At 62.8% G+C, this 25,530-nt stretch carries 28 protein-coding genes and 1 pseudogene; 8 read left to right on the top strand and 21 right to left on the bottom strand.

All coding sequences use genetic code 11. From position 1 onward, the window contains the following. Nucleotides 1–90: 90 nt before the first annotated feature. Together ABH922_RS26955 and ABH922_RS26950 are read left to right on the top strand one after the other, a co-directional pair. Nucleotides 91–900, top strand: coding sequence for an alpha/beta fold hydrolase (locus tag ABH922_RS26955; RefSeq protein WP_424810093.1), 810 nt, complete (start codon nt 91–93; stop codon nt 898–900). Further along, nucleotides 897–2,564, top strand: coding sequence for a glycerol-3-phosphate dehydrogenase/oxidase (locus ABH922_RS26950; protein WP_424810092.1), 1,668 nt, complete (start codon nt 897–899; stop codon nt 2,562–2,564). The genes ABH922_RS26955 and ABH922_RS26950 overlap by 4 nt, the downstream gene beginning before the upstream one ends. A gap of 70 nt (nt 2,565–2,634) precedes the next feature. On the opposite strand, the gene cynS is transcribed toward ABH922_RS26950, so the two are convergent. Both cynS and ABH922_RS26940 read right to left on the bottom strand, forming a co-directional pair. After that, nucleotides 2,635–3,093 (bottom strand): cyanase, encoded by a 459-nt coding sequence (gene cynS / locus ABH922_RS26945; RefSeq protein WP_424810091.1) that lies wholly within the window; start codon nt 3,091–3,093, stop codon nt 2,635–2,637. A 52-nt stretch (nt 3,094–3,145) separates the two neighbouring features. Next, nucleotides 3,146–3,511, bottom strand: a complete 366-nt coding sequence (locus ABH922_RS26940; RefSeq protein ID WP_424810090.1) for a hypothetical protein — start codon at nt 3,509–3,511, stop codon at nt 3,146–3,148. 200 nt (nt 3,512–3,711) lie between these two features. Here ABH922_RS26940 and ABH922_RS26935 point away from each other — a divergent pair, with 200 nt between their 5' ends. Continuing rightward, nucleotides 3,712–4,464 (top strand): helix-turn-helix domain-containing protein, encoded by a 753-nt coding sequence (locus tag ABH922_RS26935; RefSeq protein WP_424810089.1) that lies wholly within the window; start codon nt 3,712–3,714, stop codon nt 4,462–4,464. Nucleotides 4,465–4,546: 82 nt separating this feature from the next. After that, nucleotides 4,547–4,807, top strand: coding sequence for a hypothetical protein (locus tag ABH922_RS26930; RefSeq protein ID WP_424810088.1), 261 nt, complete (start codon nt 4,547–4,549; stop codon nt 4,805–4,807). A 139-nt stretch (nt 4,808–4,946) separates the two neighbouring features. On the opposite strand, the gene ABH922_RS26925 is transcribed toward ABH922_RS26930, so the two are convergent. Genes ABH922_RS26925 through ABH922_RS26915 form a run of 3 tightly spaced genes read right to left on the bottom strand, consistent with a single transcriptional unit; the run spans nt 4,947 to nt 6,411 of the window. Next, entirely contained in the window at nt 4,947–5,729 is a 783-nt protein-coding gene (locus ABH922_RS26925; RefSeq protein ID WP_424810087.1) for a hypothetical protein, read from the bottom strand. Further along, complete coding sequence (locus ABH922_RS26920; RefSeq protein ID WP_424810086.1) at nt 5,687–6,088, bottom strand: hypothetical protein; 402 nt, start codon at nt 6,086–6,088, stop codon at nt 5,687–5,689. Before ABH922_RS26920 ends, ABH922_RS26925 begins: the two co-directional genes overlap by 43 nt. A gap of 26 nt (nt 6,089–6,114) precedes the next feature. Next, complete coding sequence (locus ABH922_RS26915; protein WP_424810084.1) at nt 6,115–6,411, bottom strand: GntR family transcriptional regulator; 297 nt, start codon at nt 6,409–6,411, stop codon at nt 6,115–6,117. 265 nt (nt 6,412–6,676) lie between these two features. Here ABH922_RS26915 and ABH922_RS26910 point away from each other — a divergent pair, with 265 nt between their 5' ends. Further along, complete coding sequence (locus tag ABH922_RS26910; protein ID WP_424810083.1) at nt 6,677–8,158, top strand: aldehyde dehydrogenase; 1,482 nt, start codon at nt 6,677–6,679, stop codon at nt 8,156–8,158. 66 nt (nt 8,159–8,224) lie between these two features. Here ABH922_RS26910 and ABH922_RS26905 read toward each other — a convergent pair whose 3' ends face one another. From ABH922_RS26905 to ABH922_RS26890, 4 genes are all read right to left on the bottom strand, one after another. Next, nucleotides 8,225–8,560 (bottom strand): Dabb family protein, encoded by a 336-nt coding sequence (locus ABH922_RS26905; RefSeq protein ID WP_424810082.1) that lies wholly within the window; start codon nt 8,558–8,560, stop codon nt 8,225–8,227. A 52-nt stretch (nt 8,561–8,612) separates the two neighbouring features. Next, nucleotides 8,613–9,428: an SDR family NAD(P)-dependent oxidoreductase gene (locus tag ABH922_RS26900; protein ID WP_424810081.1), complete on the bottom strand. Its 816-nt coding sequence runs from the start codon at nt 9,426–9,428 to the stop codon at nt 8,613–8,615. Between the two features lie 52 nt (nt 9,429–9,480). Beyond that, nucleotides 9,481–10,341 carry a TauD/TfdA dioxygenase family protein gene (locus ABH922_RS26895; protein ID WP_424810080.1) on the bottom strand — a complete coding sequence of 287 codons (861 nt, stop codon included), beginning with the start codon at nt 10,339–10,341 and terminating at the stop codon, nt 9,481–9,483. A gap of 177 nt (nt 10,342–10,518) precedes the next feature. Next, nucleotides 10,519–11,364, bottom strand: a complete 846-nt coding sequence (locus tag ABH922_RS26890) for an alpha/beta hydrolase (RefSeq protein ID WP_424810079.1) — start codon at nt 11,362–11,364, stop codon at nt 10,519–10,521. Nucleotides 11,365–11,497: 133 nt separating this feature from the next. Between ABH922_RS26890 and ABH922_RS26885 the strand changes: the two genes are divergently transcribed. Further along, on the top strand, nt 11,498–12,448 hold the full coding sequence (locus tag ABH922_RS26885) for an alpha/beta hydrolase (RefSeq protein WP_424810078.1): 951 nt from the start codon (nt 11,498–11,500) through the stop codon (nt 12,446–12,448). 70 nt (nt 12,449–12,518) lie between these two features. On the opposite strand, the gene ABH922_RS26880 is transcribed toward ABH922_RS26885, so the two are convergent. The 12 genes and pseudogenes from ABH922_RS26880 to ABH922_RS26825 form a co-directional block, all read right to left on the bottom strand. Then, the gene (locus ABH922_RS26880) at nt 12,519–13,730 is read right to left on the bottom strand and encodes an acyl-CoA dehydrogenase family protein (RefSeq protein ID WP_424810077.1); all 1,212 of its coding nucleotides are present in this window, start codon (nt 13,728–13,730) and stop codon (nt 12,519–12,521) included. A 43-nt stretch (nt 13,731–13,773) separates the two neighbouring features. Next, nucleotides 13,774–14,868: an acyl-CoA dehydrogenase family protein gene (locus ABH922_RS26875; protein WP_424810076.1), complete on the bottom strand. Its 1,095-nt coding sequence runs from the start codon at nt 14,866–14,868 to the stop codon at nt 13,774–13,776. Continuing rightward, nucleotides 14,865–15,845: an alpha/beta fold hydrolase gene (locus ABH922_RS26870; RefSeq protein WP_424810075.1), complete on the bottom strand. Its 981-nt coding sequence runs from the start codon at nt 15,843–15,845 to the stop codon at nt 14,865–14,867. The genes ABH922_RS26875 and ABH922_RS26870 overlap by 4 nt, the downstream gene beginning before the upstream one ends. Nucleotides 15,846–15,970: 125 nt before the next feature. Next, a complete protein-coding gene (locus ABH922_RS26865; RefSeq protein ID WP_424810074.1) occupies nt 15,971–16,822 on the bottom strand; it encodes a carbohydrate ABC transporter permease in 852 nt (283 codons plus the stop codon). Beyond that, nucleotides 16,819–17,880, bottom strand: coding sequence for a carbohydrate ABC transporter permease (locus tag ABH922_RS26860; protein WP_424810073.1), 1,062 nt, complete (start codon nt 17,878–17,880; stop codon nt 16,819–16,821). Before ABH922_RS26860 ends, ABH922_RS26865 begins: the two co-directional genes overlap by 4 nt. Nucleotides 17,881–17,896: 16 nt before the next feature. Next, the gene (locus ABH922_RS26855; protein ID WP_424810072.1) at nt 17,897–19,222 is read right to left on the bottom strand and encodes an ABC transporter substrate-binding protein; all 1,326 of its coding nucleotides are present in this window, start codon (nt 19,220–19,222) and stop codon (nt 17,897–17,899) included. Between the two features lie 220 nt (nt 19,223–19,442). Then, nucleotides 19,443–20,393 (bottom strand): aldo/keto reductase, encoded by a 951-nt coding sequence (locus ABH922_RS26850; RefSeq protein ID WP_424810071.1) that lies wholly within the window; start codon nt 20,391–20,393, stop codon nt 19,443–19,445. 81 nt (nt 20,394–20,474) lie between these two features. After that, on the bottom strand, nt 20,475–20,648 hold the full coding sequence (locus ABH922_RS26845; RefSeq protein ID WP_424810070.1) for a hypothetical protein: 174 nt from the start codon (nt 20,646–20,648) through the stop codon (nt 20,475–20,477). Between the two features lie 91 nt (nt 20,649–20,739). After that, nucleotides 20,740–21,504 (bottom strand): annotated as a pseudogene (locus ABH922_RS26840) (sodium:proton exchanger); the annotation flags it as partial. Nucleotides 21,505–21,820: 316 nt separating this feature from the next. Continuing rightward, complete coding sequence (locus ABH922_RS26835) at nt 21,821–22,849, bottom strand: LacI family DNA-binding transcriptional regulator (protein WP_424810069.1); 1,029 nt, start codon at nt 22,847–22,849, stop codon at nt 21,821–21,823. A 108-nt stretch (nt 22,850–22,957) separates the two neighbouring features. Beyond that, entirely contained in the window at nt 22,958–23,446 is a 489-nt protein-coding gene (locus tag ABH922_RS26830; protein ID WP_424810068.1) for a DoxX family protein, read from the bottom strand. 11 nt (nt 23,447–23,457) lie between these two features. Next, nucleotides 23,458–23,793, bottom strand: a complete 336-nt coding sequence (locus tag ABH922_RS26825) for a Dabb family protein (protein ID WP_424810067.1) — start codon at nt 23,791–23,793, stop codon at nt 23,458–23,460. Nucleotides 23,794–24,046: 253 nt separating this feature from the next. On the opposite strand from ABH922_RS26825, the gene ABH922_RS26820 reads away from it, so the two are divergent. Both ABH922_RS26820 and ABH922_RS26815 read left to right on the top strand, forming a co-directional pair. Continuing rightward, nucleotides 24,047–24,682, top strand: coding sequence for a TetR/AcrR family transcriptional regulator (locus ABH922_RS26820; protein WP_424810066.1), 636 nt, complete (start codon nt 24,047–24,049; stop codon nt 24,680–24,682). Nucleotides 24,683–24,761: 79 nt separating this feature from the next. Next, entirely contained in the window at nt 24,762–25,445 is a 684-nt protein-coding gene (locus tag ABH922_RS26815; RefSeq protein ID WP_424810065.1) for an NAD-dependent epimerase/dehydratase family protein, read from the top strand. The last annotated feature ends 85 nt before the right edge of the window (nt 25,446–25,530 follow it).

The raw sequence follows: 25,530 nt of genomic DNA, 5'->3' as shown, positions 1-25,530 counted from the left end.
CCCGTCGGTTTCGCCTCCCGGAACACGGGATCGATGCGGCTGCCGGAACTACCTAATCTGTAGCGACGCAAACGGATCGGAGAGACCTATATGTCGACGCAACGCACCATGGAAGTTCCCTCGGGAGAGTTGACCGTGCACGTGTGGAATCCCTCGCACGCCGCAGTCGGAGTTGTGTTCCTCGCTCATGGATACGCCGAGCACGCGGGTCGGTACGAGCCTCTCGCCCGATGGCTGACGGACGCCGGAACGATGGTGATCGCACCGGATCACCGCGGACACGGACGCTCACCCGGCGAGCGCGGGCTCCTCTGCGATCTGGACGAGTACGCCGCAGATCTGGCCGCAGTGCGGGCAACTGTCGTTGCCGAACACGGTAACCTTCCTGCCACGCTGATCGGGCATTCGATAGGCGGGAACATCGCGATACGGTTCATGCAGCTCGGTCTCGGCGACGACCTTCGCGCGTTGGTACTGTCCGCACCGGTTGCGGGCGGTAACCCCGCGGTGTTCGCGTTGGCAGATCACGATCCGATCGAGAACGTACCCGTCGATCCTGCCGCGCTCTCCCGAGACAGTAATGTGGGCAAGGAATTCGAGTCCGATCCCCTCGTCTATCACGGGCCTTACCTGCGCGAGACCTTGACTGCGTATCGGACGAGTGTCGATCGGATCGCTGCCGGCCCCACGCTTCCCGACGTCCCCACACTCTGGCTCCACGGCGAACTCGATGCGCTGGCCCCGCTGGATCTGACCCGGGCCGCTCTCGAGAAGATCCGCGGCCCCCACTTCGACGGCATCGTCTACGACGAGGCCCGGCACGAGGTCTTCAATGAGACCAACGCTGCAGGCGTGTTGGGCGATGTCGTCTCGTTCGTGTCCCGGTGCGTGCGGAAATGAGCGGTGCGCTGTCCTCACTCGCCCGCGAGCATTCCCTCGAACGTATGGGACGAGAACCGTTCGACATCCTCGTTGTCGGCGGCGGCGTGGTGGGCGCCGGAGCGGCTCTCGACGCCGCGACACGCGGCCTGTCCACTGCCCTCGTCGAAGCCCGGGACTGGGCCAGCGGTACGTCCAGTCGCTCGAGCAAACTGATCCACGGCGGTCTGCGATACCTCGAGATGCTCGACTTCGGCCTGGTTCACGAGGCACTACGAGAGCGCGGCCTGCTACTCAACCGTCTTGCGCCGCATCTGGTTCGGCCGGTTCCGTTCCTGTACCCGCTCACCCGGCCCGCATGGGAGCGAGTCTACGTCGGTGCAGGTATCGCAATGTACGACGCGCTCGCCCTCGCGTCCCGCGCCAAGAAGGGCATCCCGACGCACCGGCACCTCTCCCGCCGCGCGGCGCTCGACGTTGCTCCGGCCCTACGACCCGACGCGTTGCGCGGAGCCATCCAGTACTTCGATGCCGCCGTCGACGATGCCCGACACACCATGTCGATCGTACGCACAGCAGCCGAATACGGTGCTTGCGTTGCGAACCGAGTCGAGGTCACCAAGTTCGTGCGCGACGGCGATCGGGTCGTCGGTGCCGAACTTCACGACCTCGAGAGCGGTCGACGGTCAACGGTGCATGCCCGGCAGATCATCAACGCTACCGGGGCCTGGTCGACCGCTTCGCAACAACTGGCCGGCTCCGCGCGCGCCTTGACGGTGCGCGCGTCCAAGGGTGTTCACCTCGTGCTCCCCGCCGACCGCATCGATTCGGCCAGCGGCATCATCGCGCGCAGCGATCACAGTGTGTTGTTCGTCATCCCGTGGGGGCAGCACTGGATCGTGGGAACGACCGACACCGAATGGGACGACCCCACCGTGGAACCCGTCACCGATGCCGACGACGTCGACTACCTGCTCGAGCAAGTCAACCGCATACTTCGCAGACCGGTCGGTCGTGCCGACGTCGTGGGCACGTACGCCGGTCTGCGTCCTCTGGTCGCCGGCTCCGCCGATTCGACGACCAAGCTCTCGCGCGAGCATGTCGTGTCCGCCCCTCTTCCCGGTCTGCTCGTGATCGCGGGCGGAAAGTACACCACCTATCGGGTGATGGCTGCGGACGTGGTCAACGAGGCTGTCCGAGAGTTCGGGCCGGAAATACCACCCTCGTGCACCCAGGACGTTCCACTCGTCGGCGGCGCGGGCTTTGCAGCCCTGTGGAACAAGCGGTCCCGACTCGCAGTCGAGTTGGGACTCACCACCGAGGCCGTCGAACGACTCCTCCGTAGATACGGCGACCGGATCTCGGATCTGGGCGCGCTACTTCACGATCGGCCCGAACTCGCCTTTCCGGTGCTGGGTGCGCCCGGGTATCTACGCGCCGAGATCGTCTACGCCGTCACTCACGAAGATGCTCGGCACCTGGACGACATTCTGATCCGCCGGACCCGTATCGCGATGGAATACCCCGGCCACGGAATCGACGCCGCCGCAGAGGTTGCCGACTTGATCGCACCGCTCCTCAACTGGGATGCAGCGACGGTGGCCGAGGAGCTCGCGTCGTATCACGACCTCGCGAGCGCGGAATCCACCTCACTCGAAGGAGTCATGTTAACCGAAGTTCCTTGAGGCCGAGCGATTCTCGGTATCGACGAGTGCGTCTAGATTGCCGCAGTCATCGTTCGGCACCACACCGAATTCACACGTCGTGCTGGTAGGCGAGAAACTTACCGTCGAAAGTGACGACCACCCGGTCACCGTCGTCGTGGGTTCGACGTTCTACCGTGAGATTGAAGTTGACTGCGCTCATGATGCCGTCGCCGAAGTCCTCATGAATGATCTCCTTGATCGCAGGTCCGTACACGTCCAGAGCCTCGTAGAACCGATAGATCGTGGGGTCACTCGGAAGAGAGTTCGCGCGGGTGCCACGATACGGCTGCCTCTGCAGAGCCTCGACCACCTCTGCGTCGAGATCGAGTACCCGGCCTACTGTTTCAGCATCGGATGCAGGCAGTGGGTGCTGCCCCTGCAGGGACGCAATGGTCCATGCCGTCGGTTTGCCGATGTCCTCGGCCAGCGATCTCCACGTTCTGTTCTTGCGTATTCGCTGGGATGCCACGTGCTGTGCAGCCTGATCTTTACTCATGATGGTCGACATGTGTGTCCTTTCATTGACAACGGGAAACAACGGGCGGTGCGACGAGTGCGATTCAGTCGGCATCGTAGTAGTCGTTGCCGTGTGAGAATTCGATGAAGGTGCAGGCAACGTCCCCGACACTCCAGGCGTCGTGCCCCGGCGGCAAGAGCATGACATTCCCCGTCGGGAACTCGCGGTAGGCGCCGTCAGTCATCCGGACGCCGAGGGTTCCAGCAGTGACCACTGCGACATGAGGGAGTTCGCATAGATCGGTTCGGGCGTAGCTCTTGAGATCTTCGGACCACTTTGCTCCGACGTCGAAGGTCACTTCGGTAACCGTGACACCGTCGAGTTCGGCGCTGCGCTTGCTGATCCGGCCGTGGATGTCAGGGGTGATCGAGGCCAGGTGTGCTGCTTGCATATCAGGGTTGTACGCCATGAAAACTCCTCGTTCGAACTGGTGTGGAGTTACTACTTCATCATCGCCGGACCTGCCGCCGCGAGAGGAGAACGCGCACGACAATCAGGCAAAACGCGCACATCTGCCGGCGAGAGTCCGGTTGACCGGCATGTAACAGAATCGGCTCAAATCGTTAACATCCCGCACATACCATTGTTTCTCGCTTGAACAGGAGTGCAATGAGACGAAGCGAATCGATTGCGGTGGAGCGGGTGATCCACACCATCGATCACCCGGTGTGGATCGTGGACGGCGTCGGCGGAATCGTCACGATCAATCGTTCTGCATTGTCGACGATGGGCTACGGCGACGACAAGAGTCTGGTCGGCCAGAACTGCCACACGTTGTTCCATCACTCCCATCTCGACGGATCCGACTATCACCAGAGCGACTGCCCCCTGTTCCACCGCACCCGTCAGGACCATTCCGCAACTGCCGCGAGACGGGGCACCGAGTGGTTCATCAGGCGAACGGGGACAGTCGTACCGATCGCATGGTCGACCACCACGCTCGAGGTGGATTCGGCGACCCTGACGATGATCTCGTTGGACGTTCTCGCCCACCAGCCGTCGACGGTGATTCCCGGCACCGGCAGGCAGGCTCGACAGTCCGTCCTGGACCGAAAACAGATATACCATCGTGCCTGTCGGATGATCGCTGCGACATCCGACGATCCCGAGCTGACGCCCGCGCGGATCGCTACCCGGCTGCACGTCTCACTCAGATATCTTCAGGTGGCATTCGCCGAAGCGGACGACTCGCCGGCGCGTCGGATCCGCCACGTCCGATTGGATCGGGCACTGTGCCTGCTCGAGTCCGGCTTCGGTGCAGCCGAAGCCGGCGAGCAAGCCGGGTTCTCGGACCCCACGACCTTCCGCAGACTCTTCCGTCGGCGCTTCGACACGAATCCGGCGCAGCGACGGCGACGGTGATCCCCACCGATCAGCCACATCACCCGAAAACCTAGTCGTCACATCTTTGAATTGTCCGAAATACTCAGTCCTGCAATATATTATGGACATAGCACTGGAATGGACCCCGTCACGCGGGCTGCGCTCGGAGCTGGTCATTGCAGCTGTCGGCACCTACTCGGGTATCTCCGCGCTCTTCGGATCGTACGTCGTCGGAGCCGCGGGCAAGGCACTCTCACTCATGCTGCTCCTCCTTGTCCCGTGGAGCGCCGTGAACCTCGTCGACTACTTCGTCGTCAGACGCGGAAACTACATCAGCCCGGACCTGTTCACTGCGCACGGAATCTACGGAAGTTGGAGGTGAAGACGCCTGACCGCATATGCGATCGGATCCTGTCGATGTCGCCGTTCGCGAACCTGCCGTTCCACGAGGGTTGGGCCGCATCCGCACTCAGCGACCTCGACGTCTCCTTCGCGGTCGGACTCGGCACCTCGGCTCTCGCCTACCTCGCTCTCACCGGCAGCCGGTACCGATCCCGCGACAGGCACGACACTCGCGAACCCGGCTCCGACCTGCACTCCCGAACGACTCCGTCACTGTCGACTAGACCTGCCGCGACGACAACCGCGCATTCTCGGGTGCCGACGGCGTAGCCCTCGGAATGCGGCCACCTCGAGAAGAGTTCGAATGCCGAGAGCATCACACCACTGGAGAGCCGGTGCGGCGTCGGCCAGGCGATGATCGCCCCCTCCGCGCACTCTGTTCTGCTCTGGCCAGTGTCAGGGTCGAGCCGACGCAGCGCCCACAGCGACGGAATGAGCAAGGTCGCCGAGAGCACCTTTATCAGTGCAGCTTCGATCAATTGGAAGCGATGGAACAGACCGGCGGGATAGAACTTGACCTTGAAGTGATCCGCTCCCTGTGCACGCAGGCAGTCGTCGTACGCGCGATAGCCGGCGGCTACGAGCGCCCCGTATCGGACGTCGGACTGAGCATCGGATTGGTACGGTAGTTGATCCCACACGGAACCGGACCAGACCCTTTCACGCCGGGAATAGTCGACTGCCACGGATCTGCCGTCGGCGTCGACGCAACCCGTACCGGGCAGCCACGACGTCAGCTTCGGGATGTCCTGCGAGTAGACGGTCCGACTCGGTGGACTGAGTGGACGCTCCCCCACCATTGCTGTCGCGTAACGCGGACGGGCAACTGTCTGGAAACCGACGAGTAGCGCCGACATCGCTACCAGCACCACCACCATCGCGCCGATCGTGTTGCGCAGCAACCTGCGGCGCTGCTGCCCAGGATCAACGCAAGTAATGTGAACGAGCATGCCACGATGCCAGTGGACAGAAATACAGGGAAGATCAGCGGACTGTCGCCGCCGGCCGGGGGGATCGGTTCGACGATAGGTGAGCGAGCCCAATGCAGCACATACCCGAGCAGCGTGGCGGCAGCGGTGACGGTAACGAACACGACCAGCACCCGATTCCAGTACCAACGGGCTCGGCTCACGAACTGAGACCGTCCCAACACGTATGTGCCCCGTTCGATGTCGAACGAGTATTGCCGCAACGTCTGCTTACGTCCGAAGCTCTTGTCGACCGCTCTCATCGACAGCGCATTGTCTCTCGCTCCACTCATGTGAATTATCATGTTTCCTAACCGAATTAGGTGTCCAATGCCACCGCGACCAACGCTTCGAGGTCCGATCGCCCCAGACCCACCAACTCGTCCTGCAGCGCCTGCCGTTCCGCCGTCCCGGGCTTGACCAGGGACTGGGTCAACGTCCCCAGGCCGGGTCGTGCCTGGACGAGCCCGTCGTTCTCGAGTTCGCGGTACGCCTTGAGCACGGTATTGGGGTCCGCCGCGACGGCCGCGACCACTTCTCTGGCAGTGGTCAGTCGGTCTCCCGGATTCAGATCACCGAGGCGTAGCGCCTGCTTGAGTTGGAGGACCAACTGCACGTATGCCGGGATTCCGGATCGCGGTTGAACTCGTTGTCCACACGCACCCTACTCGCCGCGGTCGCACGCGGGCCGAACCCACTCACACCACCCGCGCTGTGGGAACTCGCGTTCCAGCGTCCCAGCAGACGGAAAACCGAGAGGCCCATAACTCCTTCACACCACGAGACTCGTCTCGACGGCTCGCCCACTGCGGGCCGGCGGGCGATCGTCACAGATATGTGATGCCCGGGGTCCACGGCAACCGGGCACGAAGGGACTGAACATGGATTTGAGACACGAGGCACCGCTGCCCTTCCGGCATCCGGACAAGTTCTACATCGGAGGACATTGGGTTCGGCCGGCGAGTGACGGACACATCGACGTGATCGATCCGAGCACTGAACTGGTGGCCTACACAACGCCGGCAGCGGGTCCGGCGGACGTCGAGCATGCTGTCGCGACGGCACGCACCGCCTTCGATGACGGCCCCTGGCCGACCATGGAACCGATTGAACGGGCCGGGTATCTGCGAGCCATCGCGGCTGCGCTGCGTCGCCGCACCGACGATTTCGCTATGCTCTGGTCCCGCGAGACGGGCGCCGTATACAGCGAGGCCGTAGCGGCGTTGGCGACGCCCCCGCAGATCTACGAGTTCTACGCCGATCTCGCGGAGTCGTTCGAGTTCGTCGAACACTTCCCCGACGAGGAAGAGGACGGAATTCGGTTGCAGCGGATGCTGGTTCGTGAACCAGTTGGCGTCGTTGCGGCGATCCTTCCGTGGAATGGTACGACACCCATGATCGCGATGAAGGCCGCACCGGCCCTACTCGCCGGCTGCACCGTCGTGGTCAAATGTTCCCCGGAGGCGCCGGGTGCCGGGCAGATCATGGCCGAGATCGCCGAAGAGGTCGGATTGCCACCCGGGGTGTGGAACGCGATCACCGCGGACCGGGCGGAGTCCGAGATGCTCGTTCGGGATCATCGCATCGACAAGGTCACCTTCACCGGATCCACTGCGGCCGGGCGCCGAATCGGATCGATCTGCGGTGAGCGTATCGCCCGGTGCACCTTAGAATTGGGTGGCAAGTCCGCTGCAGTCGTCATGGACGACTACGACATCGCTGCAGTGGCGAAGGTGCTCTCCAACACCTGGCGCTGGGGTGGCCAGGTGTGTGCGGCGCTCACCCGCGTCATGGTGACCGAGTCCCGTCACGACGAGATCGTCGACGCGTTACGCAGCGAGTTCAGCGGTGTCGCGATCGGTGATCCGTTCGATTCCACGACACAGATGGGGCCGTTGTCCATCGGTCGCCAGCGTGATCGGGTCGAAGGGTTCATCCGGGCCGGAATCGACGAGGGCGCCCAACTGGTCACCGGCGGTAAGCGGCCGGCAGGGCTCGATCGTGGTTTCTTCGTCGAGCCGACACTGTTCGCGCGGGTCGACAACGCGTCGACCATTGCGCAGCAGGAGATCTTCGGTCCTGTACTGGCTGTCGTACCTGCGAAGTCCGAAGAACATGCCGTCGAGCTCGCCAACCAGTCCGCCTACGGCCTGAACGCGTCGGTCTTCACCAACGACACCGAACGTGCTTTTCGGATAGCACGCAAGATTCGGTCGGGAAGTGTGGGGCACAACGGATTCCGGACCGACTGGAGGATAGCATTCGGCGGGTTCAAGGATTCGGGGATCGGCCGTGAATGCGGACGTGAGGGTCTGTACCCGTTCCTGGAGCCGAAGACCGTCGTCCTCGAGGCACATCCGTAGCTGTAGCCGGAGCAGAGAGCGGCCCGCAGACACCGTGTACAGTGTCTGCGGGCCGCCCTCGTCGGGTCAGGCTCCGGCGACGCCCGGGTAGTCGTAATCGGCGCCGACCCCGGTCTCTTCCGCGTCCGAGAGCAGCTGGCTTGTCGGGTGATTGCGTGCGAGCTCCCGGTATTCACGAACGGCGTCCATGTCGGTGCCGACAATGGTCATGGCATGAGTGTAGCCGCACGCGTGCGGTGACGAGTTGGTCCCCCAGCTGACCACTCGGATGCCCGGCACCTGGTCGCCGAGCTTGCACACGTCCTCGAGTGCGCGCTCGACGTCGGCGATCACCGTGCCCTCCTTGTAGCGGTAGACCGCGAAGTGCACTGCATGGTTGTCGATCAGTCCTGATGAAGTCATGATGAGTGAATCCTCTCGAATATTGGGTGGTGCAACAATGTACGGTCGACGATCAGATCGAGGCGAGTACCTCGTCGAACTCGTCCTTCAGCGTCTGCTTCGACGCCGGGTCCGGGAAGACATGAAACTTGCCCGATCGCATCGCGTCGATCGTGCAGTCCGCCACGAATTCCGGTGTCTGCTTGGGCAGCGCGGCCACCACCGCCTGATCGGCGGTGTATGCCGCCCCGGATTCCTTGCCGGCCGCCTCGATCCGTGTCTTTTCACGTTCCGTGATTCCCGTGTCGACCAGTCGGGGGCACAGCAGGGTGGTGGTCAACCACGGGTACTGATCGGCTGCCTGCAAGCGCAGCGATTCGGTGAGTGAGACAACCGCATGCTTGCTGGCGAAGTACTGTGGTACGGACGAGGCGGGAACCCAACCACACTCGGAGGCGGTGTTCACGACGTGGCACGACTGCCCCAATTGCTGCATTCGCGGTAGGAACGAGCGCATGCCGTTGAGCACACCGGTCACGTTCACCCCGAACACGCGGGACCATTCTTCCGCGTCGATCTCCCAGACCGGGTTTCCCGTCGGCCCGACGATTCCCGCGTTGTTACAGAGGATCTGAACCGCGCCCAGCCGATCGAAGGCGAAATCCGCGAGGCGGTCGACGGCGGTCGGGTCGGCGACGTCGGTGACACAGGTGAACGCGGCGGCCCCGGTCTCGGTCACCAGATTCTCGGTCTCATGGAGGCCGCCGCGGTCGAGGTCCGCGAGAACCACCGAACAGCCCTCACGGGCGAGGGCCAATGCGAGGGCTCGGCCGATACCGTGTGCGGCACCGGTGACGACCGCACCGCTTCCGGCGAAGTTGTCGAACAAAATTTTCTCCTGTGTAGTGGCGGGTCGTGCCGGGAACTGCGGTCGACACAGATCAGCGCATGGTGATGTTCTTCGAGACACCGGCGAACAGATCAGCGAAGTCCAGTTCGTTGAGCACGACACGACGCAGACGCCGGCCGCTGGCACCCGAAGCGGCGTCACGGGCGTGCTGCAATGCAATGTTGTCCCAGATCACCAGATCACCGACCTGCCAGTGATGCACGTACCGGTTTTCGGGGCCGTACTGGTGAGCGACGATCTCGGCGAACACGGCGTCGCTCTCGTCTTCGGTCATACCGACGATGTGACTCGTCTGCTGTTCGCTGAGGTTCAGCAGTTCCTCGCCCGTGATGCGGTGTCGTCCGAGCAGTGGATGGATCGAGCGCGGGAACTGTGAATCCGGAACGCCCGGCCCCTGTGCACTGAGCCGGAAGTTGCCGTCTTTGGGGGTCGCACCCGAAAAATCGGTGCACTGGACCAGATCGAAGCCGGCGACCCGCTCACGCAGTTCAGCGGGCAGCGCTTGCGCGGCAAAGGTCATGTCGGCGAAGATCGTCGGGTCGTCGCGCTCCATCTCCTTCGCGTAGAGCGAGATAGCTTGCAGTGCACCACTTTCCGCGCACTGCCAGTCGGAGTGGAAGCGCAGCCGATCTGTGCCCTTGACGTAGTCTTCAGGACTGGTGCCCACATGTGTGAACAGCGACCCGGCGTCGTCTTCGCGCATGATCCGGCCCATCGACTCGAGTAGACGTACGTGGTCGTCGTCACTGACGGGGCCCTGACGGAAGAGCAGCAGCTTGTGTGTGGCGAGCGCGGTGTTGAGCTCGGTGGCGACATCCTCCGAGATCGGTGCGCCGAGATCCAGATCGTGAACCTGAGCTCCGATGTGGTCCGAGAGCGGGGTGAATCTCATATCTCATCCTTCTGTCGGGAACGCGTTGTGGTCTTTACACTTTCAGGCCACGGATAGTCCGACGACGTCACTGCCTATCCCGGCCGTCTCGCAGCACAGTACAGTTGGTGAGCTTCGGCACCAAGGCACTGTTCAGTGGGCCGGAATCCGGCCTGGCCGTGGCCCACACGACACATCTCACGGACCCGAATACGCCGTCTGCGGCCGTGGTCTCAGGGCGCGCGTCATCGCCAGGTCGAAGATCCGTTGCGCTTGCGCTGCGACCGGGGAATCACCGGGAACTGCGCCGTGGCCGAGCCCCGGCGCGCAGTACATCTCGACCGGGACCCCGGCGCTCATCAAACGCTGCGCGAACACGATTCCCTCGTCCCGCAGCGGATCCAATTCGTTGACCTGGATGAACGTTGCCGGCAGCGCGGTCAGATCCTCGGCCCGCCCGGGGGCGGCATAGTGCGAGGTACGGCGACGGTCGGTGCCGAGTGGCAGGTACACGTTCCACATCTGCTTCGCGTCCGCTGCGGTGAAACCACCCCCACTTTCCCGTACCTGCCGCATCGACGACGTGCTGAGCCGATCGTCGAGGGCAGGCACGTGGAGAAGTTGACCGGTCACTCGTGGGTTGCGCCGATCGCGCGCCAGCAGCGACACCGCAGCGGCCAGGGCACCACCGGCACTGGACCCGGTGACGACGACCCGAGTTCGATCGATGTCGAGCGTCGCATGAGCCCAACACAAAGCGTTGTAACAGTCGTCGAGCGCTGCCGGATAGGGATGCGCAGGCGCCAGCCGATAGTCGACGGACACGACTGTCGCGCCGAGGCAGGCGATGGCAACGTCGGTCGCGGAGAACGTGTCGGCACGAAATCGTGCGAAACCGCCGCCGTGGATGCGAAGCACCAGTGGTAACGGGATGCCGACATCTCGCGGCTGATACACCAGTACCCGCACCGGCGGGCCTGATCCGGTCGCGGCGAATCTCTCGGTGGTGTCGATCAATCGACGGTCGTGAGCGATGAAGGTCATACCGGGATGCTTGCAGGTCATCGCCCCGGTAGTGCTTCGTCCGGTTCTGTCCTGTGGAACGAGATTGCGACGTATCCGCCACTGGTGACGCAGCATCGGCGATCGAGTGATCGGCAACGAAGAAGAGGATGACATGACTGCTTACGATCCCCAGTTGGAACCCTACGTCTCGCAACTACCGGCAGTGGACCTCAGCGATGTCGTCGCCGCCCGCGAGGAGATGGAGCGGATCCGCCAGAACTTCGGCGCAACACCGACTTTACGTGACGTCGGGTGGACCGATCATCTCGTCGGAAGCGGCGGCGGCGAACCGGTCCCGGTTCGTGTGTACGAACCGGACCGCCGATCGGCCGAACCGACGCCGGCAGTTCTGTTCCTGCACGGCGGTGGTTTCGTCATGGGAAGCATCGACAGTGAACATCTGGCAGCGGGGGTGCTCGCCGTCGCGATCGGTGCCGTGATCATCTCCGTCGACTATCGGCTCGCTCCCGAACATCCGTATCCGGCCGCGATCGAGGATGCGTACCGGGCTCTGCGATGGGTTCACGACAGCCATTTGTCGCTCGGCATCGATCCCGAACGGGTTGCGGTGGCCGGACACAGCGCCGGGGGTGGTCTCGCGGCGGCCTTGGCGATCCTCGCGCGTGATCGCCAGGGGCCCTCGATCTGCGCGCAGTTACTCGGAACCCCGGAACTCGACGATCGACTGCTCAGTCACAGCAGCCGGGAATTCGTCGACACACCGTTGTGGAGTCGTCCGGCTGCCGAACACAGTTGGCGGTATTACCTGGGTGAACTGCACGGGCGGGAGATCCTGCCGCTGACTGCGGCACCGGGCCGAGCCACCGCCGAGGACCTGGCCGGTCTGCCGCCCGCCTACGTCTCGGCCATGCAGAACGATCCGCTGCGCGACGAAGCCGTCGCCTACGCGCTCGATCTGATGAATGCCGGCATTATCGTCGAATTACATTGTTTCCCTGGCACTTTCCATGGTTCAACCCAAGTGAGGTCGGATGTGTCGAAACGCCAGCATCGTGAACAGGTGGCATGGTTGCGTCAGGCGCTCGGCCAGCCCATCGGCTGAGCTGCCTTCCGCATTCGACTCGGCCCGATCACCAGCGATGTCCGATGATCGGGCTGTATCGTCGACGTGCTCAGGCTCGCCCGGCACCGCTACCCATGAGCATGCGGCTGATGGTCAGACGCTGGATCTGACCGGAGCCTTCCCAGATGTCGAAGATCCGGATGTCGCGGCACCACTTCTCGACCAGGTGCCGTTCGGAGGTGCCGTCCGGTCCCATGAGCTCGGCAACCCGACGGCACGCTGCCTCTGCGATCTGCGGAGCGTACGCCTTCGCCGCCGATGCCTCCCGACGGTTGTCCACACCCTTGTCCTGGAGTGCGGCAGCACGCAGATACAGCCGTCTCGCCGCGGCCAGGCCCGCTCTCATTCGGAGAACCTCCTCGTCGATTCCGCGTCGACGGCGAGGGGTGAACGCCCGACCGTGTTGCCGGGTCCACTGTTCGAGGTAGTCGACGCTTCCGGACGCGATGCCCACGGCCCACGCCGCGGTGAGGGGTCGGCTCGTGTTCAACGTGCCCAGCGCAGCGTAGAAGCCGCGGCTGTCCTGATCCTCACTGCCCAAGAGTGCGTCCGTCGGTACGTGCATGTCGTCGAAAGAGAGCCCGGACGTTTCGAAGGCGCGCATCCCGAGTTTGTCCTCGCGCGCCTTGGTCACGATGTATCCCGGAGTGTCTCTGGTGACGACGAACGCTCGGATCCCGTGTCGGCCCGATTCCTTGTCGACGGTGGCGAACACCACGGTGTAGTCGGCACTCGCCCCGAGGGAACAGTACATCTTCGAGCCACGGATGACCCAGCCGTCCGAGGTTCGGGTTGCCGTTGTTGCCACCTGGGAGGCGTCGGAACCGAAGTGCGGCTCGGTGAGAGCGAACGCGCTGGAGCGGAAGTCGCCGCGCATGAAGCCGCCTACCCAGCGCTCCTGCTGCTGCGGGGTACCCAGTGCCAGTATCGCCTTCTCGGCGATACTCCCCCGCAGCGTCGCCAATGGCCAACTGTCTCCGTAGCCGATTGCTTCGGAGACGGCAGCACCCAGGACGTAGTTCGTGGTGAAACCGCTCAGCGCGAACTCCTGCCCCCAGTCGCCGTGGGTTCGCCCGAAGGTGGCGATCGCGAGCGGTGACAGATCGACCGGACAGTCTGCCATCACGGCGTCTGCTCCGGCGGGCAAGCCCTTCGCACGATCACTCTCGCGCGCCAGCGGCCGCACCTGATGCAGGCTCCAGTCACGAACCTCGTCGCTGACTTTTCTCACGTCGTCTGGCAGTTCGAAACTGACGGTCATCGGTCACTCCCATTGCTCGTGAATAGCTCGAAATGGTTTTGCATCACACGGTTCCGGGGACGGCGAGTGGGTCCGTGTCGATGGCGGCCAATGTCATGGCGCTGCGCCACCACCGTTCGACCGGGTGATCCTTCACGTAACCGGAACCGCCGAGAACCTGGACCGCGTCCCGGGTGACACGTTCCATGGCGGCGCAGATACGTGCCACCATGGTGGACACGAGATCGTCGATCACCGACACGTCGGTGATCGTGTCCAGTTCGATCGCAGCCGACCAGAGCGACAACCGGGCGGTGTCGATAGCGGTGTCGGCATCCGCAACGAGAAATGCAACGCCCTGGAACGAGGAGATGGGCCGTCCGAAAGCCACTCGATCCTGGGCATACGCGGCGGCATACGTGTTTGCCGCACGGGCCGCACCGATTGCGACCGCGGGTACTGTCAACCTGATCCAGGCCAGGGCCCGCGCCAGGTCGATTCCTCGGCCCGGGAGGGCTGCGGTGTGAGGAACTCGCAGGTGCCGGATGCCGACGGGCCCGGTGTGGGCAGCACGTAGACCGCTGTTCGGTGTCGTCCGGTCGTCACTCGCCGAATCGTAGCCGGGCGGGGTGGATTCGAATACGAAGGCCCGCAGATCACCGGTTTCGACGTCCGATGCCACCATGACGGAGGTCGCGGCAGTGGCAGGGTTCGGGACGAAGAACTTCTCGCCGTTGAGATTCCAACCGGCAGGCCCGCGACGCGCGGTGGCCTCGAGTTCTGCGGTTCTTCTGCCCCATCCCTCGTAATACAGGACGCTACCGAGACCACCGTCGGCCAAAGCAGGTAGATGTGTCGCCTGCTGCTCTTGGCTTCCGCAGAGACCGAGCAGCAGAGCTGCATGCCCGGTCGAGAGTGCGCCGTAGGCGATCCCCGGGTCGCCGCAGCCCAGTTCTTCCGCCGCCACGACGTAATCGAGCGCGGTCATCCCGGTATCACCGCTCGTGATTCCGAGAGCGTTGATCTTCGCACCGAGCTCGGCCGGTACTTGCCCCTCGACATCGCAGTGCGGGCCTGCCGGCCGTAGTTCTCGCTCCGCGAACGTCACGAGCATCTCGCGCAGCGCAGACTGTTCTTCGGAGAGTTGGACGTCGATCACGGCGCTACCCTTTGTTCCACGAGATGAGTGAGTTCGGGACGACGCTTCGACACACCTGCGCGGTCGGCGGTAGCCCGGCTGACGCGGCCGTCTCGGAAGAACTCGGTATAGACGTCGTTGAACAGATCTGGCAGATCCGTCTGAGACTGGTGACCGGCGCCCTCGGGGTAGAAGAACTGGACGTTCGGCAGAACGTCTTCCTGCTCGTGTCCCCACACCGACGGCGTGAGAACGTCGTCGTTGCCGTACAAGTACAGCGCCGGAATCTCGAGCCTTTCGATCCGGCCCTTCGTCGACATACTTGCCTGTAGGTCGGAGTCCTCCCATGGAATCGTTCCGCGATACTGCAGTTGCGTCGGCCACCACTGAGCGCGAGATTCTTTCTGGAGTTGCGCGGAACGCCAACGCATCTCGACGAGATCTTCTTCGACTGCCGCGTCACGTCCGATGATCGACGCCATCAGACGCCGCATGCTCTCCCGACTGCCGTCGTATTCCTCGAAGTGCGCCGCAGCCGGCGGCCTCTTCTCGAGTGGCGCCGCGTCGCCGATATCGGTCCCGATCAGAACGTAGCTCAGGATGCGTTCCGGGTGTGCGACAAGGTAGTTGGCAGCGGTGGTGCCGCCCATCGAGTTACCGGAGAGGTGGAACTTGTCGAGGCACAGGGCGTTCGCGAAGTCGTGGACGAACTCGACGTGCGAGTGCGGACCTTGCGGCCAGTATTCCTCACGGGTGTCGGCGAGCCCGAATCCCGGCTGATCCGGGCAGTATACGCGAAATCCCTGCGCTCCCAGATACGGTGCCAGGAAACGCCATCCAGCCGTTCCCGACGAGCCGGGCAGTCCGCCGTGCAGAAGTATCACCGCCGGCCCCGTGTCGCCGGACGTGACGTAGTGAGCGCGGGCTCCGTTGGCCAGTCGCACCCACCGGCTCGCCAGGCCTGGAACCGCCATCAGGGCTTCCTCGGTCAGCGCCATGTGTTTCTCCTTCGAAGTATTCGGCCACCACCCGAGGATCTCGGGGGGTGACTCGAATCTTCGGTGCCGCCCACCCCCACTCGCCAATGTCGGTTCCGCTGGCACGAACGGGGGTGGACGGTAGGTCAGCCGGTCAAGGCACCTTCGGTCAAACCGCTCATCACACGCCGCTGGAACACCACGTACATCAGCAGCAGCGGCAGATTGGTGAGTATGACGTGTGCGAAGACGAGGTTCCAGCGGAAGGTGTACTCGGTCGCCGACGCAAACTGGAAGAGCGCAACCGGCAACGTCGCCCGCTCCGGCTCCGGGAGCAGATAGAGGCTCATGAAGAAGTCGTTCCAGGTGTTGATGGACAACAGGATCGCCGCGACGAACAGTGCCGGTTTGACCATCGGGAGCACGATGTACCGGTACACCCCGAGCCGTGAAGCACCGTCGATGAACGCCGCTTCCTCGATGTAGGGCGGTATCGCCCGAATGAATCCGGTGACGAGAAAGATCACGATTCCCATTCGAGTACCGGCGAGAGTGAGCATGTAACCGGAACGGCTGCCGTTGAGACCGAGCTCTTGGAGCACGAAGATCGTAGGAATGATCGCCGGTGGTATCAGCACCGAGAGAATCGACGCGTAGTACGCGAACTTCAACGATCGGGCGTCCGAGCGGGCGTACACCCAGGCCGCCATGGATCCCAGTACGAGCACAGCAGCCAGTGTGGGCACCGCGATCCACAGACTGTTCACCAGCGCCCGCAGATAGCCACCCTCATCGAGGACTGTTCGGTAGTTGTCCAACACATTCCAGGTGGATGGCCACGCCAGGCTCAAAACGCTCGCGTCACCTTCGGTCTTGAACGAGTTCACCACGAGGAACCAGAACGGAAGAGCAATCCACACGAGACCGAACGCCGTCAGGAGAGTGATACGTACGGCCGACCCGGCTTTGGGTGTCGGCACTACTTGCCTGATACTCACATCGACACCTCTCGTCGGCGCAGCCAGGCCACCAGGGGAACTGCCGTGCACAGCACGAGTAGCGTCACCACCAGGCTGATCGCACTGGAGGTTCCGAAGAATCCCTGCGAATACTGCTGGTACAGAGAAACATTCAGCACCGAAGTGGCGTTGCCTGGACCACCGTTGGTGGTGGACATGATTACGTCGAATGCACTCAGTGATCCCACCAACGCCACCACTACGTTGAAGGTGAAGGCAGGTGCCATCAGTGGAAATTTCACTCTCCAGAAGCGCTGCCACGCCGATGCACCGTCGATCGTCGCAGCCTCGAGAACGCTCGTCGGGACGCCGTTCAGCCCGGCGATGTAGACCAGGGTCACAAGACCGCTCCACTTCCACGATTCGATGGCGGCGACCGACAGCAGCGCGGACGTCTCGTGACCGAGCCACGCGTAGTCGAACTGTCCGGGAACCACGAGCGATATCAAACTGTTCATCGGCCCGTCCGGCCGCAGGATCGCGGACCAGATGTATCCCGCAGCAAGGGGCGACATGAGAACGGGGATGAAGAACAGGGTTCGGAAGATCGAGTTGATTTTCGACGACTTGTGCAGCGCCACGGCGAGGGTCAAACTTACGACATTCTGGATGATCATCACCGCAACGGCGAAGATCGCCGTCACTTTGATGGCATGCGACAGCACGCCCAGTTGGCCGATCAGGCGGAAGTTGTCGAAACCTGCCCATCGAAGATCCTCGTGATAACTCGTCCAGTCGACGAAGGCGAAAATGCTGCCGGACGTGAAGGGGAACACGAAGAAGACAACGATCAGGGCAAGGGCAGGGGCCACGAAGCCTACGCGCCCCCACGGCCCCCAGGACAGTCGTCGGATGGTTGCTCCGATACCTGCGGCTCGGCCGGCCCCAGCCGATTTACCGGAAATCGTCGAGCTCGCGGGTCGGCGAACCGATCCGGGCTCCGCAGGTGGGGGCTCGGTCGGCGATCCCGCCGGATCCGACGACGGGGCCGCGTCCAACCGTGGCTCGTCATCGATCTTTTCGGTGTGGATGTTCATCAGTCCGATCCCCCGGTCAACGCATCTGGGTGAGAGCGGTCAGGAAGGCGGAATCCATCTGCTTACCGGCTTCCTCGGGAGTCAGCTGCCGGTTCAGCACTCGGTTCGTGATTTCCTGGAGCGAGGCCCCGCCGGGCAGGTTGATCACATAGGTCGGTGTGGCGCCTGCCTCGTACGCTGTGAGGACTTCCTTGGACAACCCCTCCTGCGGCGGCGCCTCGTGGCCTGACATCGTGGGCAGCGCACCGGCATCGACGATGTAGTCGGCGTAGCCGGGACCGGTGATCCAGTTGACGAAATCGATGGCAGCGCGTTCCTTCTCGGAGTCACCGCTCTTGGGCAGGTAGTAGGTTCCCGTCACGTTCGGCGCGTACGCCAGGGTCGGTCCGCTCGCGGAGACACCGACGAACCCCACCACGTCTTCGGGGTTGGTACCCGAACCCGCCAGACTCGCCTTCGCGGTGTCGATGAAGATCGACGAGCTTTGCGCAACCATCGCCGCAGTGCCTTTGACGACGGCGTCCACCGAGTCGGCCATCTTTGCCGTTGTCGCATTCTTGTTGAAGCATCCGGATGTGTTCAGATCGTCGTAGGCTTCGAGCCCCTTGACGAACACTCCGTCAGGATCGCTGAGCTGTTCTTCCTTGGACAGCAGTGCCTGAATGTACTTGCCGTCCTTGTTGGCGTCGGACTGATACATCATCCCGGACAGGATCTGGGTCGGCCAGACATCGCCGCCGGCTTCGAAGATCGGAGCGACACCCGGCGCCTTCGCCTGCAGGTCGGTACACAATGCCGACAGATCTGCAAACGTCCTCGGCGGTGCCAGACCGGCATCCGCGAATACCTTCTTGTTGTAGAACACGCCGTACTCGGTCAGCGGCCCGAGTGTTGCGCCGTACACCTTGCCGTTGACAGCGCCGGACGAGGTGGCCAACTCCCCTTCCTTCTCGACGAAGTCGAGATCGCTCAGGTCGATCATCTTCTGCGTCGGGTTCAGTCCGGCCAGTCGTGACAGTCCGGGCTGCCATTCGAGGATGTCCGGTTTACTGCCCGCCGTCCACTTCGTGAGCACGGTGTTCTCGAAGGCATCAGCGGGAAACGTCACGAGGTCGATCGTGTTTCCCGACGCGGCTTCGTAGGCCTTGTACAGGCTCTTGAGGGCCGGGGAATCCAGCGCCGTGTTCCACAGGGTTAACGTCACGCCGGTGGGAGCAGGCTCGGACATTCTCGATCCGGCTGTCGCGCTGTCGTCGTCGGCGCCCGACGAGCAAGCCGAAAGCATGCCCGACGCCACCACGAGGGCAGCGATAGCGAGATATACAGGTCTGGTACGCATCATTACGTCCTCCTCGGAAGCGCCATGAGCACCTCCTCATGGGGCAAGTGGTGTTTGGTTGGGGAGTTTCGCACGGCCGCAAATCAGCAGCGAACGTCTACCCCGAACCAACCGTCAGGCTGAGTGAACCTAGAATCCCGCAAAAACACGGTCTACGGTTCGTCCCGACGGCCGGAACCTGTCAGTGATCCACATCACCACCGATTGTGGCGAACTGGCGAGCTCATGACGAGCTGACGGCCGCAACATCGATCCGTCGCCGAGCCTCGTCGTAGACGTCGGAGTCCAACGGCCCCTTCACCGCGGCCGAAACATTATCGGCCAGATGAGCCGGGCTACCGGTACCCAGGATCGTCGAATCGACCGACCCGGTTGCAAGAAGATACCGGATCATGAATTCTGTCCGGCTCGCACCGTCCAGTAGATCCCCCAAGCCGGCGGATTCGAACCTGTCCCTGTTCGTCAGCCACTGTTCACGCCAGCCGTCCGGGATGGCATCGACCTTGTCCTTGCTCGCCGAAACGATTCCGCGCGCGACCCCGTTACGTGCGATCGTGCCGACACCCGCCGCCGACGCTTGCGACAGGAAGTCCTCGTGGTCACGCTCGACCAGCGAGTACGGAACCTGGATCACGTCGAAGACGTTCATCTCCAGGTGCTCGTAACAGTTCGGAAGCGTTGCGGACATACCGATGAATCTGACCATGCCGGCCTCACGCAGCTCGAGAAGCTCTGCGATGGAATCCTGTTCGACGAGTTCACTTCTCGTCGGGCTGTGATGGAACTGGATGATATCGATGTAGTCGGTCTTCATCCGGCGGAGCGACTGCTCCACCGCCGCCCGGATGTTCGGTCGCTCGAAGGTGTGCAGATTGCTTTCGAACGGCTCGCCGTTCTCACGGACTGCGCAGCCGCATTTCGTCGCGAGGTAGTACTCGTCACGGCGATGCGCGAGGAACTCTCCGATCAGCTGTTCGGAAAGTCCGTAGTCCGGTGCCGTGTCGATGAGGTTGATTCCCAGATCGAGAACCGAGTGAAGTAGTGTCGAGGCCGTCTCGTCGTCGACCCGAGTAGGCCAGTCTCCGTACGGCCCCCGGAGTTCCATGGCTCCGAATCCGATCTTCGACACGGAGAGGCCGGTCTGTCCCAAAATCGCCTGTGGCATGTTGTCCATAGCGAGCGACCCTAGGTAGATCGGGCCCGCACTCGGCAGCTCGGTTCCGCGCGGTGGAACCGCAGGCCTGAGGCGGGCCGTTCAGCGGGCCGTGTGAGCACCTGCGCATCCGTCCTCGTGCTCGATCCACGCGAGCACGAACACGTCGGGAATGGCCCCCGCCACGACGCTCTCCCGGCTCGGGCACCGGCAGTCGCGCGCCGAGTCGGCCTCGAACCCCGACCGATGCTTGCGCGAGTAGAACAACCTACGCATTCGTGACAACACCTGTATCCTCCCGTTTCTCCACCCACCCGAGACCGGGCGACAGCTTCTGAATCTCCATGTGCGGCAATGTTCTCGATGGCTACTCGACGAACGGGGAACGCAACGTCGGTAGAAAATGTCTGCGGTTCACCAGCACCGCGACGACCGCGATCGCGACGTACGCGGAGCAAAGGACGAATCGGCCCTGAGTCGACGTGACGGCGAACTGAATCACGAACAGCGTGATCAGCGCCCACGCCGAATACTTCCCGAAGCGCAGCGAATGGATCAGTGCGACACCCATTATCGTCTGGGCGGCGGTGAGGAGTACTTCCTCGATCTGGCATCCGTTCAGCGCAAGAGACGAGCTACCGCCACCGACCAAGTAGGCGATAGGCAGCGAGCCGACCAGAAGGGTCCTCTGATTGATCTTGGACGAGATCAAGGCGGCAATCGCCACCGTGCCATTTCCTCGGCGGGCGAAGATGACGGCGATGATGAACTCCGGCGCCTCGGAAGCCAGTGGCGCAAGCCACTGGACAAGGAGGAATCTGTCGACGCCGAGTTCGGTGCCGATGTCGACGAGGCTGTTCGCGAACGGTTTCGCGCATACCAGGATCACGGCAGCCGCTACGACGAACAGGGCCACGACGGTAGCGCGACGGGAACGGTCGGGAAGTTCACCGATCACGGCGGCAGTCCCGATCAGTTCCGGCTCCTCCATTGCGCCACGGCTGAGTTTGTAGAGGTAGAAGCCGAACCAGGCCAGCAGTGCGACACCGAGGACGACGTGGATGTGGCCGGTCGCGGGAATGACGAACGCGACGGAACCGGCGACGAGCAGGAGGCCGAGCCCGAGGCGGTTGTCGAGTGCGAGGGCCATCAGACGCTCGTCGAGGATCTCGCCGATGTAGATACGACACGGCTGAACCCTCCTCACAGGAGCTCGAGCCGCAGTCGAGCCCGTACAGACAGTGCGTGTCGCCGTCGATCGGCGAGCCGGAGCCCCCCGCGACCACTCGGCTGTTAGGTTAGGCAATCCTCTCAGCCTTGTCGTCAAGCTGTCCCGACACCTGGAACGTCGACCGTGAAACATATTGAGAGTCAAGTAGATTGATCGTACTCCGACCACAATCGAGGCCACCTCCCAGTGGCACTACCAACTCACGTGGCGCGTCGGATCATGCCGATATCTGCGACCTGACGGTCACTGTCGGCTCGACACATCCACAAGATCCTCGAGTGACGAGTTCGACGGGCAGTACGTCACACGTCACCTTGGGATCCTTGAACTGGCCGACCAAGCGCTGTACGGCCAACTCGGCCATCTGGCGAAGTGGTTGACCTACAGCGGTGAGCCCTGGATTCAAATACGGCGCGGTGTCGGCGCTGTCAAAGGACACGAGCGCGATGTCGTCCGGAATACGTACCCCTCGTTCGCGAGCGGCTCGATAGACACCGAGCGCCTGCTCGTCAGCAGTAGTGAAAATAGCTGTGGGAGTGGGTGTGCGGTCGAGAAGCTCGAGGGTACCGTGGTACGCCTGCTCTCGCGAGACGTCGGTATGGATGAACAGACCGTCGGTCGATTCACCTGCCTCCACCAATGCCCGCTGCCAACCACGACCTCGCATGCGCGTGTTGTTGACATCGATGGGACCCAACAGGCAGGCGATCCGGGTGTGGCCGTGTTCGAGTAGATGTTTCGTGGCAATGTAGCCACCGTCCTCGTTCGCGACCAGAACACGAGAAATATCCTGCCGACCACCGTCACGATCGATCAGCACAACACGATCGTCCCCCGCCGCCAGGTGACCGAGGGCATCGCTGGGTATGGCCGTCGGAGCAATGACGAACCCGTCGACCCCACGTTGACGGAAGGTCTCCACGTAACCGATCTCGCGTTGCTGCTCCTCCATCGTGTTCCCCAACAGAACGGTGTACCCGAGTTGAAACGCTGCCGTCTCCACGTATCGGGAAAGAGTCGCGAAGAACGAGTTCGACGTATCCGGAACGATGAATGCAAGTGCAAATGTGCGGTTGGTGGCCAGCGCCCTGGCCACACCGTTCGGTCGATATCCGAGTTGTTCGATGGCACGCCATACTCGCTCCGCCGTATCGGCAGCCACAGGTCTCGGACCACCGTTCACGACATAACTGACGACCGCACTCGAGACGCCGGCGACACGCGCTACGTCATCCCTGGTCACCATCGTCTCTCCCGTCCGCCTATTCGAGCGTAGTGCACCGGAGTCGGATTCCGTCCGATTCTCCCGCAGTGCGGGCCTTCAGGATCGTTCTACCGGCCTTCGGCGATCGAATCAGCGCGGCGAGTAAGCCAGCGATCGAAAACCCAGAGCCGAGAGGCAACCGACAACTGCAGCACCCGACGCCCAACCGACACCAGACCAGTTGTCCAACCCGAGCACATGATCCATAGACCACGCGCCGGGCCCCATGACGACGACCGCGATCGCCACCATGGCAACCATCACCACGTATTCGAATCCGCCCTTGAAGACGAAATACCCCTTACCGCGATGGTCGGTCAACGCGGCCACGACCATGAGTCCTACGCACGCCGCGCTCGCCAACGGAATCATGAATCCTATTGCCAGCAGCACACCGACGCCGACTTCCGACGCAGCCGCGATTCGTGCGTGTAGCCACGCCGGTCGCATGCCGAGTCCGGTGAACCAACTCGTCGTGCCCTGGAGCCCGCCCGGGCCGAAGGCCTTGTTCCACCCGTGAGCTACGAGCATCGGGCCCAATGCGAGCCTCAGAACGAACAGTCCCAGGTCGTGGTCCATTGCGGCGAACCTCAGGCAGGCAGTGCGTAGTAGATGCCGATGCCCGACTTCTCGGAGGCGTGTACGAGATCCGACATCGGATGCTTGCTCGTGCGAAGGTTGTAAGCGTCGACTGCCGCTTTGTTGTCGGCGACAACGATCATGGCATGGCTGTGCCCATTGGCCGATCCCGCTTCGTTACGGCCCCAACTGGCACGCCGAACTCCCGGCGTGTCGTCGCCCATCGCGCACATCTCGTCGAATGCGCGTTCGATCTCACCGAGCGGTGCGTCGTCCTTCCATTCCCAGCTGTAGACGGCGTAGCTGACAGCCTGCTGGGTGCTTGATGAATTCTCTTGTGCTACCACGTGTTCCATTCCTTCTGTGATGGGTTGACTCACGACAGTGCCGCAGTCCGCCGCGCCGTCGGATCTCAGGTTATGAACCCGGGACCGCACCCGGCAGTGAATCTTCCGCCAGACGGAACCACGAGCCGCGCGGCGCACCCACCGAGGTCGGCACGACTCCATCTCCGCTGCCGCCCGCCTTCGCACCGCCTGTCGACCTCCAGCAATCACGGACAATATTGAACTCAGTACAACATTGATCTAAGGTTAGGATATGACGGCAGCAACCCCCTTCGGACTTCGCGAGCGCAAGAAACTCGCGACCTGGAGGGCCGTCCGATCTGCGGCATTGCAGCTGATCGACGAGCGCGGTTACGACGACGTGAGCATCGACGAGATCGCTGCTGCGGCCGATGTCTCCCGCAGCACGCTGTTCAACTATTTTCCCACGAAGGAAGCGCTCGTCCTCGACCCGGATCCCCAGGATCCACAGAAGTGGCGGGCACTGATGGGCGAGCAATCGCCCGACGCGCCTCTGTGGGCCGCGCTCGAAGCCGTGCATCTGGGCTACCTGGACCTCTTCTCCGAACGCGTCACGGCAGCCAAGAAGTTGAAGGCGATCAGTCCGAGACTGGGTGACACCACACGAGAGCTGGACGGCCAGTTCATGGCCGAGGTGCACGAGTGGGCAGCATCACGGACACCCCCCGAACACAAGGTGCACACCGCACTGATGGTCAACCTTGCCCACGGGGTAATCCTGACGGCCTACGAACTGTGGTCACCCGATCAGGGATTCGCACAGATGACGAACACCGCTCGCTACGGGTTCGACGTCGCGGGCCGGGGAATCGCGAACCCGCCGGACAGTTCTCGACGTCTGCCACCTCCGATGGCACCGACCGTTTAGTCGTCGAACCCGCCGGCGAGAGGTGAATTCACTCGACCCGACATCCACACATTCTCTTCCACGATTGAGGAATCTACATATGCGCGTAGCCATATTCGGTGCATCCGGCATGATCGGTCAGGGCGTGCTGCGCGCATGCCTCGCAGACCCGACAGTGGAACAGATAGTGGTCATCGGGCGAACAAGTCCAGGACTGCACGAGAACAAGATCCGGGAAGTGGTGCACAACGACTTCACCGATCTGACCGCCATCGCCGACGTATTAGACGGCCTGGACGGATGCTTCTACTGCCTCGGCGTCTCGTCGGCAGGACACACGGAAGCAGAGTACACACGCATCACCTACGACTACACCCTCGCCGTTGCACGAGCCGTGTATGAAAACAGCCCCGACGCCACCTTCATGTACGTCTCGGGAGCAGGCACCGACAGCTCCGAAACCGGACGAGCGATGTGGGCAAGAGTCAAAGGCAGAACCGAAAATAACCTGCTTGCAATGCCGTTCACTGCATATATGTTCCGGCCTGGATACATTCAACCCGGAGACGGAATCGTCTCGAAGACCCCCCTGTACCGATGGATGTATCGAGTGGGATCGTGGCTCTACCCCGTACTACGACGAATAGCCCCCGGATACGTGACAACCACAGCCGAGCTCGGCCGCGCCATGATCGCCCTCGCATCCTCCGACGGAAAGGGACCTTTCATCCTCGACAGCCACGAGATCAATCGCCTCGGCCTCGATTCTGCCGACCGACGGTAGGTGGTCGGTTCACCGCAGGCTCGCGGAACCACCGCGCTGCATCGGTATGGTCGGTGGGTCACCGGTCCTCGAGTGACCCACCGAT

Source organism: Rhodococcus sp. 27YEA15 (assembly GCF_049739425.1).
In the GTDB taxonomy this organism is placed as follows: Bacteria; Actinomycetota; Actinomycetes; order Mycobacteriales; family Mycobacteriaceae; genus Rhodococcus_F.
Note: the sequence above shows the minus strand (reverse complement) of the source record. Positions and strands in the feature narration are given on the sequence as shown.